This window comes from Kineococcus sp. G2 (assembly GCF_037154035.1).
Taxonomy (GTDB): Bacteria; Actinomycetota; Actinomycetes; order Actinomycetales; family Kineococcaceae; genus Kineococcus.
Genome location: NZ_JBBBEM010000101.1, coordinates 17,768 through 31,784, shown reverse-complemented (window position 1 = coordinate 31,784; position 14,017 = coordinate 17,768). Strand labels below are relative to the sequence as shown.

Genomic DNA, 14,017 nt, shown 5'->3' with positions numbered 1-14,017 from the left:
CCCCCCCCCCCCCCCCCCCCCCCTCCGCCCGTTCCGCCCCCGCCGCGCCGGTGACTACGGTCGGGGCGTGGCCCGCCCTCCCGCTCGACCCGCCTCCTGGCACCTGGGGCTGCTGCTGGCGCTGACGTTCTCCACCGGGATCGTCGACGCCGTCGGGTACCTGGGGCTGGACCGGGTGTTCACCGCGAACATGACCGGCAACGTGGTGATCCTCGGCATGGGCCTCACCGGCGCTGAGGACCTGCCCGTGCTCGGCCCCGTCCTGGCCCTGGTGACGTTCGTGCTGGGGGCGGTGCTGGTGGGTCGGGTGCTGCGCCGGGCGGCGCGGGGGTGGACGACGGGCACCACCGTGGTGGTGGCGCTCGTGGGTGCCGGGCTCGCCGTGCTGGCCGGGGTCGTCGCCGGTCTGGGCGACGCGGTGCCCGTGCGGGAGGGCGCGACGCCGCCACCGGCCGCGCTGGCGGTCACCGCCACCCTGGGCCTGCTGATGGGCGCGCAGGCGGCCGCCGCGCGCCGGCTGGCCGTGAAGGACGTCACCACGGTCGTGGTGACGTCGACGCTGACGGGGCTGGCCGCGGACTCCCGCCTGGCCGGCGGCACGGGCGAGGGGTGGCGGCGGCGGCTGGGCGCGGTGCTGCTCATCCTCGCCGGTGCCGCCGCGGGCGCGGGGCTGCTGCGCTGGCACGTCGGCGCCGGCCTGGTCGCCGCCGCGGCGATCGCCCTGGTCTGCGCGGGGCTGGGGCACCGGCACGCCCGCGCGCACCCTCCGGCGGCCGGGCCCGCGAGGAGGGGAGGGCTGGCAGGGTGGGGCGTGCGGGTGCAGCATCGACCCGCACCCCAGGACGCCACCGGCACGGAAGAGGGACCATGACGAACCCGCGCGCGGGCCAGCACGCCGAAGCCTCCGACCTCATCGACGTCGCGCACGTCGTGACGGCCTACTACGCGGTGACCCCGGACCCCTCCGACGTCGGCCAGCGCGTCACCTTCGGCACCTCCGGGCACCGCGGCTCCAGCCTGGACGGCGCCTTCAACGAGCAGCACATCCTCGCCACCACCCAGGCGATCGTGGACCACCGCCGCGAGCAGGGCTACGACGGCCCGCTGTTCCTCGGCCGCGACACGCACGCCCTGTCGGAGCCGGCGTGGACGTCCGCGCTGGAGGTGCTGGCCGCCAACGACGTCACCGTCCTCGTGGACGACCGCGACAGCTGGACCCCGACCCCGGCCGTGTCGCACGCGATCCTGCGCGCCAACCGGGACGGTGCGCGCATCCGCACCACCGGGCCCGGCCTCGCCGACGGCATCGTGGTCACCCCCTCGCACAACCCGCCGCGCGACGGCGGCTTCAAGTACAACCCGCCGAACGGCGGCCCCGCCGACACCGACGCCACCGGCTGGATCGCGAAGAGGGCCAACGCCTACCTCGAGGCCGGGCTGGACGGCGTGCGGCGGGTCCCGTTCGCGAGGGCGCGCGCCGCCGCGCAGGGCTACGACTTCCTCGGCACCTACGTCGACGACCTGCCGAACGTGCTGGACATCGACGCGATCCGCTCCGCCGGGGTGCGCATCGGCGCCGACCCCCTCGGCGGCGCGAGCGTGGAGTTCTGGCAGGCGATCGCCGAGCGGCACCGCCTGGACCTGACGGTCGTGAACCCGCTGGTGGACCCGACCTGGCGGTTCATGACGCTGGACTGGGACGGCAAGATCCGCATGGACTGCTCCTCCCCGTCGGCGATGCACTCGCTCATCGACCGCCGCTCGGAGTTCCAGGTCGCCACCGGCAACGACGCCGACTCCGACCGGCACGGCATCGTCACCCCCGACGCCGGCCTGATGAACCCCAACCACTACCTCGCGGTGGCGATCCGGTACCTGTTCTCCACCCGCGACGGCTGGCCGGCCGGCGCCGCGATCGGCAAGACGCTGGTGTCCAGCTCGATGATCGACCGGGTGGCCGAGGACCTGGGCCGCACGCTGCTGGAGGTTCCCGTCGGGTTCAAGTGGTTCGTGCCTGGCCTGCTGGACTCCTCCGTCGGTTTCGGCGGCGAGGAGAGCGCCGGTGCGTCGTTCCTGCGCCGCGACGGGTCGGTGTGGAGCACCGACAAGGACGGCATCCTCCTGGCGCTGCTGGCCTCGGAGATCATCGCCACCACCGGCCGCACCCCCAGCGAGCACTACGGCGACCTGACCGCGCAGCACGGCGCGCCGCAGTACGTGCGCAGCGACGCCGCCGCCACCCGCGAGCAGAAGGCGACCCTGTCGAAGCTGTCCGCCGACCAGGTCACCGCCGAGGAGTTCGCCGGCGAGCGCATCGTCGCCAAGCTCACCGAGGCGCCCGGCAACGGCGCGAAGGTCGGCGGGCTGAAGGTCGTCACCGAGAACGCCTGGTTCGCCGCGCGCCCCTCCGGCACCGAGGACGTCTACAAGATCTACGCGGAGTCCTTCAAGGGCGCCGACCACCTGCGCCGGGTGCAGTCCGAGGCGCAGGAGCTCGTCGACGGGGTCCTCTCGGCGTCGTGATCACGAGGGGGCGGGGATGACGAGGATCGACCAGTGGGTCTGGGCGGTGCGGCTGTACAAGACCCGCTCGGTCGCCGCGAGCGCCGTCAGGGCGGGGCACGTGCGCGTGAACGGCGAGCGCGCGAAACCCGCCACGAAGGTGGTGCCCGGCGACGAGGTGCGGGTGCGCGCCGAGGGCTACGAGAGGGTCTTCGAGGTGGTGCATCCGCTGACCAAGCGGGTGGGTGCGCCGGTGGCGGTGAAGGCCTACGTCGACAACTCCCCTCCCCCGCCGCCGAAGGACGAGTTCTTCGGGGCGTTCGGCAACCGCGACCGCGGTGCCGGGCGCCCCACGAAGCGGGACCGGCGCGAGATGGACCGGCTGCGCGGCGCCTCACGCGTCGAAGCCGGTGCTCGTGCTGAGCTCCTCCCACGCGTCCAGTTCCGCACGCTGCGCGTCGAGGACGCCGCGGAACGCGGTGACCGCGTCGGCGCCGAGGAACAGCCGCCCGGGCGGTTCGGGCGATCGCACCGCGGTGATGATCGCCTGCGCGGCCTTCGCGGGGTCGCCGGGCTGGGTGCCGTGGACGGTGTCGTGCTCCTTGCGGCGCTTGCCGGCGGTCTCGGCGTAGTCGGCGATCGCCTCGGCGGACTGCGTCAGGGAGCGACCGGCGAAGTCGGTGCGGAAACCGCCGGGGGCGACGATCGTCACGTTGATCCCCAGCGGCGCCAGCTCCTGGCGCATCGACGTGGACAGCGCCTCCAGGGCGGCCTTGACGGCGGCGTAGTAGCCGGAGCCCGGCGGGCACACGTGCGCGCCGATGGAGGAGAGGTTGACGATCGAGCCGGAACGGCGCTCGCGCATCCCGGGCAGGACCGCCTTGACGAGGTCGACCGCGCCGAAGACGTGGGTGTCGAACAGCCGGCGCACGTCGGCGTCGTCGCCCTCCTCGACGGCGGCGCGGTAGCCGTACCCGGCGTTGTTGACGAGCACGTCGACGCCGCCGAAGCGCTCCTCGGCGCTGCGCACCGCCTCGGCCACCCGCGCGGGGTCGGTGACGTCCAGCGCGAGCGCCAGGGCCGTGCCGGGGTGCTGCCGCTCCAGGTCGCGCACCCGCTCCACGTCGCGGGCGGTGACGACGGCGTTCTCGCCGGCGGCGAGGACCGCCTCGGCGAGCGAGCGGCCGAGGCCGGTGGAGCAGCCGGTGATGAACCAGGTGGGCACGTCGGGGTCCTCTCGTCGCGGTGGGGCCCGGCCCGCCGGGCCCGGTCCAGTCTCACCCGCGGGGTGCGACGCGCCAGCCGGCCGCGACCCGCCGACGTCGCGGGGGCCGGGCCCGCGAGGTGGCAGGCTGTGCGCACGAACGGTCCGATCCGCGACCCCGGGAGCACGTCATCCGCGCACGCACAGCAAGCGGCCTGCTCGTCCTGGCGCTCGCCCTGACCTCCTGCACCTCCTCCGCCGCCGAGGAGCGCGGCGCCGCGGGCGCGGGGCAGCGCAGCGGCGCCTCGGCCGCCACCTCGTCCGGCGCCGCGCTGGCGCAGCCGTCGGGGCGCAGCGCCGTGCTGGCCGCGTCCACCGGCCCGGAGGCGGCCGTGGCGCTCAGCGCCCACCTGCTGAGCAGCAGCCCGTCGGTGGTCGTGGCCGCCGACGACCCCGCGTCGCTGGAGCGGGGGGCCGCGGTCGCGGCGGGGCTGGGGGTGCCGCTGCTGCTGCCCGGTGCCGCGACGGCCGCGGAGGTGCGCCGGCTCGGCGCGGAGGAGGTCCTCACGGTCGGCGGGGCGGCCGCCGCGTGGGCCGAGCAGGCGCTGACCGAGCGCGGGGACCCCGACGTGGAGGAGGCCGGGGAGCCCCGCACCGCTGCCCCGGGACGCTCCACCGGGACGGTGCTGCTGGTGACGGGCGCCCCCTGGGAGGCGGCCGCCACCGCGACGGCCCGCGCCGTGGGGGTGCAGGTGGTCACCGCACCCGCGGGGGACCCGCGCGCCGACGGCGCCGTCGTCGAGGCCCTGCACGCCGCCGCGCCGCAGCACGTGGTGGGGCTGGGGCCGGCGTTCGCCACGCCGGACGTGTTCGACGGCCGCGTCGGGACCGCCCTGACCGGGGTGCAGGTGCCGGGCGGTGGGCAGCTGCCGCTGGAGGGCCGCCGCCTGATCGCCCTGTACGGGCACCCGGGCGCCCCCAGCCTGGGGCTCATGGGCGAGCAGCCGCTGGAGGCCACCCTGGAGCGGGCCCGGGAGGTCGCGAGCCGCTACGACGGTCTCGACGAGCGGCCGGCGGTGCCCACGCTGGAGATCATCACCACGGTGGCCTCCGGTTCGCCGGGCCCGGACGGGAACTACTCCAACGAGGTGGACCCCGCCGAGCTGGAGGAGTGGGTGGACGCCGCGGGCGCGGCGGGCGTCTCCGTCGTCCTGGACCTGCAGCCGGGACGCTCCGACTTCCTCACGCAGGCGAAGCGCTACGAGTCGCTGCTGCGCCGACCGCACGTCGGGCTCGCCCTGGACCCGGAGTGGCGGCTGGCGCCCGGCCAGGTGCACCTGCGCCAGATCGGCTCGGTGGGCGCGGACGAGGTGAACGCCGTCGGCGACTGGCTGGCGCAGCTGGTGCGCGAGAACTCCCTGCCGCAGAAGGTGTTCCTGCTGCACCAGTTCCGCACCTCCATGGTGCGCGACCGCGAGTCCGTGAACACCGGCCGGGACGAGCTCGTCACCGTCGTGCACGCCGACGGTCACGGCACGCCGGGCATGAAGGAGGCCACCTACGGGGTCCTGACGTCCCAGGGCCCGCCCGGGCTGGTGTGGGGGTGGAAGAACTTCCTCGACGAGGACGACCCGACGTTCACGCCGGCCGAGACCGTCGCGGTGGACCCGTCACCGGTGTTCGTCTCCTACCAGTGAACGGTGCCCGGTTCCTCCCTCACCTCGAGCGCTCGCAGCGGAGCCCCGACGCGCGGCCGAGCCGCCCCTCGGGACTTCCGGCGACCCTCTTCCCTTCATGCTCGGAGTTGGTAGGGTGACGACGGTAAACGCTGTCCCTAGGTGCGGTCGATGACGACTGGAGCTGCCGCGGACCACCCTCGAGCCCGCTGACCTTCCGGTCCTCCGGCCAGGAGTTCTCATCGAACGCGTCACCACCACCGGCGGCGAGCAGTCCCCCATCCGCGAGGTCCCACCACGCACGAGGAGAACCGATGAATCCGTCGACGACGCCGGGCACATCGACCACCACCGGCCGGCCCCTCTCGCGCCGCGCCTTCGGCGCCGGCCTGGCCGGTACCGCGGTGACCACCGGCCTGACCGCCTGTGGTGGCGGCTCCGGCAGCGTCTCCGGCGACGAGCCCGCGCAGTTGCGCTTCACCTGGTGGGGCTCCGACACCCGCCACCAGTACACCCAGCAGATCATCGACGCGTTCAACGCCGAGCACCCCGGCATCCAGGTCAAGGGCGAGTTCACCGAGTGGGCCGGCTACTGGGACCGTCTGGCCACCACCGTCGCGGCGAACGACGCCCCGGACGTCATCCAGATGGACGTCATCCAGCTGCGCTCCTACGCCGACCGCGGCGCGCTGATGGACCTGTCCGAGGTGGAGCAGGTGGACACCAGCTCCATCGACCCGGAGAACCTCGCCACCGGGCGGACCGACGAGGGCCTCTTCGGCCTGGTGAACGGCATCGTGCCGCACGCCGTCCTGGTCAACCCCGAGCTCTTCGCGGCGGCCGGGCAGGAGCTGCCGGACGACACGACGTGGACGTGGGCCGACTTCGAGCGCATCGGCACCGCCATCAGCCAGGCGAGCCCGCCCGGCACCTACGGCATCCAGACGGGCGGCCTGGACGAGCCGGGGCTGGCGCTGTGGGGCCAGCAGCTGGGCAACTCCTTCTACGACTCCTCCGGAGCCGTCACCCTCGACCCGGAGGTGGTGGCCTCGTGGTGGGACTACCACCTGGGAACCATCGCCTCCGGGGGCGCTGCTCCCGCCACGCTGGCTGTGGAGAGCCAGTCCCTCGGGCTCGACCAGTCCGGCATGGCGCTGGGCACCATCGGCATGCAGCTGGTGTGGGCCACGCAGGTCACCGCCTTCTCCAACGCGCGCGGCTCGCTCCTGAAGCTGCTGCGGCCGCCGCGGCAGAGCGCCGACGGGCCGAGCGGGCTGTTCTACAAGGCAGCGATGTACTGGTCGATCTCCTCGCGCACCCGCCACCCGGAAGCGGCGGCCACGTTCGTGGACTTCCTGGAGAACTCCACCGTGGCCGGCGACCTGCTGCTCACCGAGCGCGGCATCCCCGCCAACCCCGAGATCCGCGAGCGCATCACCCCGAAGCTGTCCGAGGCCGACGCGTCCGCGGTCGCCTACGTCGAGTCCCTCGCCGAGGACGTCGGCCCGGCACCGACCAGCGCACCCAAGGGTGCCAGCACCGTGCAGGCGATGGTGCTGCGCTACGGCTCCGACGTGCTCTTCGGCCGCCAGGAGCCGCGGGCCGCGGCCGAGGCGATGGTCGAGGAGCTGACCACGTCCGTCGAGTCCGCTTGATCCCGGTGCGGGGAGGCGCTCAGACCCCGGTCGCCCCGCCCGGGACCGGCGGCTCCCCGCACCGCCCCACGGGGAGGTCGACGGGCGACCTGCCCCACCCACGCGCACGACGAGGAGAGAAGTGATCAAGGTCGCTGTCATCGGCGCCGGCAACATCGCCCCGTCGCACATCCGCGCCTACCGGGCCTTCCCGCAGCGCTGCACGATCGTCGCCCTGGTCGACACCGCACCGGAGAAGGCGCACGCGCGCCGGCGCGAGTTCAGCCTGGACGGGGCGAGGGTGCACGCCTCGCACGAGGAGCTGCTCGCGCAGGAGGAGGTCGATCTCGTCAGCGTCTGCACCCCGCCGTCCACGCACGAGCAGATCAGCGTCGACTGCCTCACCGCCGGCGTCAACGTGCTGTGCGAGAAGCCCATGGCGCCCTCGCTCGCCGCGTGCGACGCGATCCTGCGGGCCGAGGAGCACAGCGGGGCGCTGTTCTCCTCCGTCGCGCAGAACCGGTTCCGGGACGACGTGGCCAGGCTGAAGACCGTGCTGGACTCGGGTCTTGCGGGGCCGGTCTCGCACGTGCAGGTCGACTCCGCCTGGTGGCGGGGACTGAGCTACTACGACCTGTGGTGGCGGGGCACCTGGGAGCAGGAGGGGGGTGGGTGCACCCTGAACCACGCGGTGCACCACATCGACCTGCTGCTGTGGCTGCTGGACGCCCCTCGCTCGGTGACGGCCGTGCTGGCGAACACCGCCCACGAGAACGCGGAGATCGAGGACCTCTCGGTCGCCGTGCTGGGGTACGAGCGAGCACTGGCGACCATCACGAGCTCCGTCGTGCACCACGGGGAGCGTCAGCGGATCGTCGTCCAGGGCCGCGACGCCAGCGTGGGCCTGGACGGTGACGTGATCGCCGAGAGCGCGCAGCCGAACGGGTTCCCCGCGCCCGGCGGCGACGGGAAGCTCGTCGAACGCCTGCGGGCGCTCGCCTCCTCGCACGTCCCGCTGGCGCACACCGGGCACCAGGGGCAGGTCGACGACGTCCTGACCGCGCTGGAGTCCGGCCGCCGGCCCTCCGTCGACGGCCACGACGGCCGCCGCACGATCGAGCTGATCACGGCGATCTACCAGGCGGGCATCGAGCGACGCACCGTCGACCTGCCGCTGTCCGCTGACGACCCGTACTACCTGCCGGGCACACTCACGCAGCGCGCACCGCGGTTCTACCGCAAGTCCGCCTCCGTCAGCGACCTCGCCGGACCGATCAGCGTCTCCGGGGCCCCCAGCGGCGGTCACGAGCAGGAGGTGGACCGATGAGCACGTCCGACGGCGGCACCTACGCCCCCGCTCCGCTGCCCGACCCGGTCGTCGAGGCGGGCGAGTTCGTCATCGCGGCGATCGGCCTGGACCACGGTCACGTCTACGGCATGTGCCAAGGGCTCCTCGGGGCCGGGGCCACCCTGAAGTGGGTGCACGACCCCGACCCGGCCAAGGTCGAACGCTTCCGCGAACGCTTCCCCGACGTGCGGGTCGCCCGCACGGAAGCGGAGGTCCTCGACGACCCGGAGGTGCGGCTGGTGGCCGGGGCCGCCGTCACCAGCGAACGCTGTGCGCTCGGCCTGCGGGTGATGGGTGCGGGCAAGGACTACTTCACCGACAAGGCGCCGCTGACCACCCTGGAGCAGCTCGCCGCTGCGCGCGAGGCCGTTCAGCGCACCGGCCGCAAGTACGCCGTCTACTACTCCGAGCGGGTGCACGTCGAGACCGCCGTGTTCGCCGGGCAGCTCATCGAGCAGGGGGCGATCGGCCGGGTCGTCCAGGTCATCGGCCTGGGCCCGCACCGCCTGAACGCGGCCAGCAGGCCGGCGTGGTTCTTCGAGAAGGAGAAGTACGGCGGCATCCTGACCGACATCGGCAGCCACAACGTCGACCAGATCCTGCACTACACGGGATCCACCGACGCCGAGGTCGTCAACAGTCAGATCGCGAACTACGCCAACCCGCAGCACCCCGGTCTCGACGACTTCGGTGACGCGAACCTGGTGACGAACACCGGCGCCACCGGGTACTTCCGCTGCGACTGGTTCACCCCAGACGGCTTGCAGACCTGGGGCGACGGCCGCACGTTCATCCTCGGCACCGAGGGTTTCATCGAACAGCGCAAGTACGTGAACCTGGGGACCGACCAAGGGCCGGGGCACCTGTTCCTGGCGAACGGGGACCAGGAGACGCACTTCCAGGTCGCCGGCAAGGTCGGCTACCCGTTCTTCGGCCAGCTCGTCCTGGACTGCCTGAAGCGCACCGAGGAAGCGATGACCCAGGAGCACGCCTTCAAGGCCATCGAGATCGCCGTCCAGGCGCAGGTCACAGCGACGGACCTGTCGAACAGGCAGGCGTGACAAGAGCACCGGGGCGCTGCCCGGCTCCACCGGGGCACGCCCGCACGGCCACCTCGAGCGGTCGAAGGGCGACCCGCTGGGGCACCCGGTGCGCCGTCCAGTCCTCGGCGTCGGCCACGCACCGCCGCGACCCCCAGCGCGGCGGTGACCGAGACGCGGACGTCGGGCACCGATCACCCGGCGACTGGGCCGCTCAGCGTCGACGACCGGTCCGAGGCGACTCGCGACGGCGGGCGCGCCGGAGGAGCACCACGGCGGTTTCCCCACCGCACCGGGCGGGTACGGGTCCTGCGAGGACGACGAGCAGGAGGTTGCCGTGACGAGCGGACCCGAGGACACCGGCCGCACCCGCCCCGCCGAGCCGGAGCTGGACAGCGCGATGGCCACCGGCAACGACGAGGGCGAACCGGGCGATCCGGGACCGGACCCCTACCCGGACCCGGCGCAGGGCGAGGAGGGCGCAGCCGTGGAGGAGACGCCGGAGGCGGTGGCGGCCGCCCACGACGACGCCCCGCTGCCTGCGGCGGGCGGGGAGGACCCCGAGGACCCGCGCACGCCGGAGTTCCACGAACCCGGTGCCTGAGCACCCGCCGCGACCCCTGGAGCCCACCGGATGCCCGACGTGAACACCCCCGCCAGCCCCCTGGGCGGCACCGACCCGACCGCCGCCGCCGCGGCCGCACCGGGCGTCGCCCTCGTCGCCGGGTCGGCGGGGGTCATCGGCGCGCACGCCGCCGCCGAGTACGCGCGCCTGGCCGGCTGGACGGTGCGCGGCGCGGCCCGCCGCGAGCAGCCGGACGTGCCGTGGCAGCCGCTGGCGGCGGACCTGTCCACCGCGGCGGGCGCCCGAGAGGGCCTGGCCGGCGCGCGCGACACCACGCACCTGGTGTTCGCCGCCTACGTCGAGCGCGGCGACGAGCGGCAGCAGATCGAGGACAACACGGCACTGCTGCGCCACACCCTGGACGCGCTGGCCGACGCCCCCCTGCGGCACGTCACCCTTTACCAGGGCGGCAAGGCGTACGGGGCGCACCTGCCGGGTTTCCGCACCCCCGCCCGGGAGAGCGACCCGCGCCTGCTGGTGCCGAACTTCTACTACGCGCAGGAGGACGTGCTGCGCGCCGAGGCCGCCCGGCGCGGGTTCGGGGTGACGCTGCTGCGCCCGGAGGGCGTCGTGGGGTACGCCACCGGCAACCCCATGAACATCCTCATGGTGGTGGCGGTCCACGCGACGATCAGCCGCGAACTGGGGCTGCCGCTGCGGTTCCCCGGTTCCCGAGCGGCCGCGGAGGCCCTGTACCAGGTGACGGACGCGGAACTGCTGGCCCGCGCGACCGTGTGGGCCGGGTCGGCGCCCGCCGCGGACGGGGAGGTCTTCAACGTCACCAACGGCGACCAGTTCCGCTGGGCGCACGCCTACGCCGCCATCGCCCGGCACCTGGGGATGGAGCACGACGAACCGCAGGACTTCTCCCTCACCTCGGTGATGCCGATGCACGAGGGGACGTGGAACCGGCTCGTGGAACGGCACGGCCTGGTGCCCACGCCCTACGAGCGCCTGGTGGGGTGGGCGTTCGGCGACTTCCTGTTCCACTCCGGTTTCGACAACGTCTCCAGCACCGTGAAGGTGCGCCGGGCGGGTTTCGGGGAGTGCTTCGACAGCGTCGACCGGTTCTGCGAACTGCTGGACCGCCTGGCGCAGCGGAAGGTCGTCCCGCCGGCCCGCTGAGGCGCCGCGCGGGACGAGGAGGGGAGAGCACGTGGTGGAGGAGAGCACCTGGGTCCGGATGACCCGGGAGAACCCGCAGCACTCGGCCTGGTACGTGGAGCGGTTCCGCTCCATGGCGGCCGCGGGCACCGACCTGGACGGCGAGGCCCGGCTGGTCGACGCGATGCTGGGCCGCGGCTCGCGCGTCCTGGACGCCGGCTGCGGGCCGGGCCGGGTCGGCGGTGCGCTGGCGCGCGCCGGGCACGAGGTCGTCGGGGTGGACGTCGACCCGGTGCTGATCGCCGCCGCCGAGGAGGACCACCCGGGCCCGACGTGGCTGGTGGGCGACCTGGCGGAGCTGGACCTGCCGGCGCGCGGGATCGCGGAGGGTTTCGACGCGGTGGTGTGCGCGGGGAACGTCATGACGTTCCTGGCGCCGAGCACCCGCGGGGAGGTGCTGCGCCGGCTGGGGACGCACCTGCGCGACGGTGGCCGCCTGGTGTGCGGGTTCGGCGCCGGGCGCGGTTACGAGGTGGCGGAGTTCCTCGCCGACACCCGCGGCGCGGGGCTGGAACCGGACCTGCTGCTGTCCACCTGGGACCTGCGCCCGCACACCCCGGACGCGGACTTCCTCGTCGCGCTGCTGCGCCGCGCCTGACCGCCTCCCCCTCCCCCTCCCCCTCGGTGATCATGGAAGTTGCAACTTCCTTGATCACGGCGGGGAGGGGGTGGGGTAGGGCTGGCTGGTCAGGAGGTGGGTGACCAGACCGTCAGCGCCTCGCGCAGGCCGTCCAGGCCGCCGAGGGCGGCGACCGCGTCGCGGGCGACGAGGAAACCCGCGATGCCGACGACCCAGCCCGCGGCCGAGTCGCCCTGCTTCGAGGCCCACCCGTCGACCCGGCGCAGCAGCGGCTCGACGCGGCGCGCGGCGAACGCCCGCAGCGCCAGCAGCAGCAGGGCGGGCGCCACCATGACCAGGCAGTAGCCGAGGAGCAGACCACCGGTGGCGGGCGCCGGCAGCTCCGCGGCGCCGAGGATCCCCAGCGCCGCCAGGTACGGCAGCATCGTGGCCAGCTCCACCCCGACGGAGGCCACGGCCAGCAGCACGGCCCGCGAGCCGTCCATCCGCTCGACGCGTTCGCGCCACACCTGCGTGCGGTCCGACAGCCCCTTGCGCCGGCGCCGGCCCGAGTCGAGGGCGAAGCTTCCGACGAGCAGCCCGGCACCCAGCACCAGCTGGGCCCACCGGGCGGCGGAGGTGGCCCCGGCGTCCCGCACCCACCCGGAGGCCGCCTCCCACAGCGCCTGGCCGCCCAGCAGGAGGGCGGCGCCGACGAGGGCGTAGCAGCCGGCGACGACGGCCAGGTGCAGCACGACCCGGCGCACCGGCGCGGGCCCGGGGCGCAGCAGCAACCACACGGGCAGCACGAGCGTGCCGGTGCTGGTGGAGTCCAGCAGGGCGAGGACGACGAGGGCGCCGACCACGGCGAGCAGACCGGTCCCGGTGCCGGCGTCGAGGGTTCCGAGGGTGTCGAGGAGGTCCACGCCCGCAGCGTGCGGGCGGCCGGCCCGGTGCCGCGTCCGCCGGTGGAGGGCCCGGTGGCGGGTGGTGCACCCCGCCCGGCGTACTCCGGTCGGCGGACGCCGGGCGGTGGCCGGGGGTGGTCGGATGGGTCCGTGGACCCCGAGACGCCGCCCCGGGAGCGCACCGCCCGGCCCACCGCGCGGGACCTGCTGGTGGGGGCGGGCCTGTTCGCGCTGGGTGCGGCGCTGACCGCGGCGGGCGTCACCGGCACGTGGAGCGACGCGCCCTGGCCGGTGCCCCCGGCGTGGTCGCTGCTGCCGCTGGCGGTGTGCTGCGCGGCGAGCGCCCTGCACCGGGCCGCGCCGCTGACGGCGCTCGCGGTGGCGCTGGTCGCGTTCACCGCGGACGGTCTGACCTCCGGGTCGCTGGGGGTGACGCTGGCGTTCGTCGACGTGCTCTACCGCGCGTGCCTGCGCACCACGCCCGCGCGGCGCAGGGCCGTGGAGCGCGCCGCGCTGGCCGTGGTGGTCGGGTCTGCGCTGGTGGCCGGCGTGCTCGGCTGGGACCTGCGCGCGGTCGTGCTGCTGGCGGTGACGGGTGCGGGCCTGCTGTGCCTGCCGGTGTGGTGGGCGCGGGACGTGGTGCGCGGGGAGGAGCTGGCGCGGCTGGCGGGTGAGCGGGCGGCGCTGGAGACGGAGCGGGTGGTGCGCGAGGAGCGCGCCGCGATGGCGCGGGACCTGCACGACGTCGTCGCCGGGCACGTCTCGGCGATCGCCCTGCAGTCCGAGGCGGCGCTGGCGGCGGCCCGGGCCCGCGGGGAGGACGCGGCGGTGCTGGCGGGGATCCGCGCGGCCAGCGTGGAGGCGCTGGAGGAGATGCGCACGATGATCCACCTGATGCGCGGGGGCGGGGCGCCCGACCCGGTGGCCGCGGCGGGCGACCTGAGCGCCTGCGTGGAGCTGGCGCGCGCCGGCGGTCTGGACGTGCGGTGGGCGGGGGCCGGCGAGGCGGGTGGTGCCGGCGCTGCGCCCGCGGTGCGGCAGGCGCTGCACCGGGTGCTGCAGGAGGCGCTGACGAACGCGCGCCGGCACGCCGGTCCCGGCCCGGTCGAGGTGGCGCTGGAGCGGGAGGGCGAGCGGGTGGTGCTGCGGGTGGTCTCGGCGCTGCCCGCGGGGCCGGTGCCGCCGGGGCGCGCCGCGGGTGCGGACGGCCGCCGCGGGCACGGGCTGGCGACGATGCGCGAGCGCACGCAGGCGCTCGGCGGGACGTTCGCCGCCGGGCCGGCCGGGCCCGGGCGCTGGGAGGTGCGCGCCGAGCTGCCGGCGCGGCCGGTGGTCGGGGCGGGGGCGCAGGGGTGAG

Annotated in this window: 12 protein-coding genes and 1 pseudogene; 11 read left to right on the top strand and 2 right to left on the bottom strand. The window is 75.0% G+C overall.

The features are described from left to right. The first annotated feature begins 67 nt into the window (after positions 1-67). The 3 genes and pseudogenes from V9U69_RS14885 to V9U69_RS19370 all read left to right on the top strand — a co-directional run. Positions 68-871, top strand: coding sequence for a YoaK family protein (locus V9U69_RS14885; RefSeq protein ID WP_337062634.1), 804 nt, complete (start codon positions 68-70; stop codon positions 869-871). After that, positions 868-2,523 carry a phosphoglucomutase (alpha-D-glucose-1,6-bisphosphate-dependent) gene (pgm, locus tag V9U69_RS14880; protein ID WP_337062633.1) on the top strand — a complete coding sequence of 552 codons (1,656 nt, stop codon included), beginning with the start codon at positions 868-870 and terminating at the stop codon, positions 2,521-2,523. Before V9U69_RS14885 ends, pgm begins: the two co-directional genes overlap by 4 nt. A gap of 16 nt (positions 2,524-2,539) precedes the next feature. Next, positions 2,540-2,623: pseudogene (locus tag V9U69_RS19370) on the top strand (RNA-binding S4 domain-containing protein); the annotation flags it as partial. A gap of 273 nt (positions 2,624-2,896) precedes the next feature. On the opposite strand, the gene V9U69_RS14870 reads toward V9U69_RS19370, so the two are convergent. Beyond that, a complete protein-coding gene (locus V9U69_RS14870) occupies positions 2,897-3,727 on the bottom strand; it encodes an oxidoreductase (RefSeq protein ID WP_337062632.1) in 831 nt (276 codons plus the stop codon). Positions 3,728-3,846: 119 nt separating this feature from the next. Here V9U69_RS14870 and V9U69_RS14865 point away from each other — a divergent pair, with 119 nt between their 5' ends. The 7 genes from V9U69_RS14865 (at position 3,847) to V9U69_RS14835 (ending at position 11,791) form a co-directional block, all read left to right on the top strand. Next, complete coding sequence (locus V9U69_RS14865) at positions 3,847-5,403, top strand: hypothetical protein (protein ID WP_337062631.1); 1,557 nt, start codon at positions 3,847-3,849, stop codon at positions 5,401-5,403. A 293-nt stretch (positions 5,404-5,696) separates the two neighbouring features. Beyond that, positions 5,697-7,037 (top strand): ABC transporter substrate-binding protein, encoded by a 1,341-nt coding sequence (locus tag V9U69_RS14860; protein ID WP_337062630.1) that lies wholly within the window; start codon positions 5,697-5,699, stop codon positions 7,035-7,037. Positions 7,038-7,158: 121 nt separating this feature from the next. After that, positions 7,159-8,343: a Gfo/Idh/MocA family protein gene (locus V9U69_RS14855; RefSeq protein ID WP_337062629.1), complete on the top strand. Its 1,185-nt coding sequence runs from the start codon at positions 7,159-7,161 to the stop codon at positions 8,341-8,343. Then, positions 8,340-9,425: a Gfo/Idh/MocA family protein gene (locus V9U69_RS14850; protein ID WP_337062628.1), complete on the top strand. Its 1,086-nt coding sequence runs from the start codon at positions 8,340-8,342 to the stop codon at positions 9,423-9,425. The genes V9U69_RS14855 and V9U69_RS14850 overlap by 4 nt, the downstream gene beginning before the upstream one ends. Positions 9,426-9,741: 316 nt before the next feature. Continuing rightward, entirely contained in the window at positions 9,742-10,008 is a 267-nt protein-coding gene (locus V9U69_RS14845) for a hypothetical protein (RefSeq protein ID WP_337062627.1), read from the top strand. 30 nt (positions 10,009-10,038) lie between these two features. Beyond that, entirely contained in the window at positions 10,039-11,154 is a 1,116-nt protein-coding gene (locus tag V9U69_RS14840) for an SDR family oxidoreductase (protein ID WP_337062626.1), read from the top strand. A 31-nt stretch (positions 11,155-11,185) separates the two neighbouring features. Continuing rightward, positions 11,186-11,791 carry a class I SAM-dependent methyltransferase gene (locus V9U69_RS14835; protein WP_337062625.1) on the top strand — a complete coding sequence of 202 codons (606 nt, stop codon included), beginning with the start codon at positions 11,186-11,188 and terminating at the stop codon, positions 11,789-11,791. Between the two features lie 89 nt (positions 11,792-11,880). Here the strand turns inward: V9U69_RS14835 and V9U69_RS14830 are convergent, their stop codons facing one another. Further along, positions 11,881-12,678, bottom strand: a complete 798-nt coding sequence (locus V9U69_RS14830) for a GAP family protein (RefSeq protein WP_337062624.1) — start codon at positions 12,676-12,678, stop codon at positions 11,881-11,883. 132 nt (positions 12,679-12,810) lie between these two features. Between V9U69_RS14830 and V9U69_RS14825 the strand changes: the two genes are divergently transcribed. Continuing rightward, positions 12,811-14,016: a sensor histidine kinase gene (locus V9U69_RS14825; protein ID WP_337062623.1), complete on the top strand. Its 1,206-nt coding sequence runs from the start codon at positions 12,811-12,813 to the stop codon at positions 14,014-14,016. Position 14,017 lies beyond the last annotated feature (1 nt).

What these genes read in the sequence shown, in the direction of transcription:
- pgm (WP_337062633.1), top strand. Translation starts at nt 868, where the DNA reads ATGACGAACCCGCGCGCGGGCCAGCACGCCGAAGCCTCCGACCTCATC.
- V9U69_RS14860 (WP_337062630.1), top strand. Translation starts at nt 5,697, where the DNA reads ATGAATCCGTCGACGACGCCGGGCACATCGACCACCACCGGCCGGCCC.
- V9U69_RS14850 (WP_337062628.1), top strand. Translation starts at nt 8,340, where the DNA reads ATGAGCACGTCCGACGGCGGCACCTACGCCCCCGCTCCGCTGCCCGAC.
- V9U69_RS14840 (WP_337062626.1), top strand. Translation starts at nt 10,039, where the DNA reads ATGCCCGACGTGAACACCCCCGCCAGCCCCCTGGGCGGCACCGACCCG.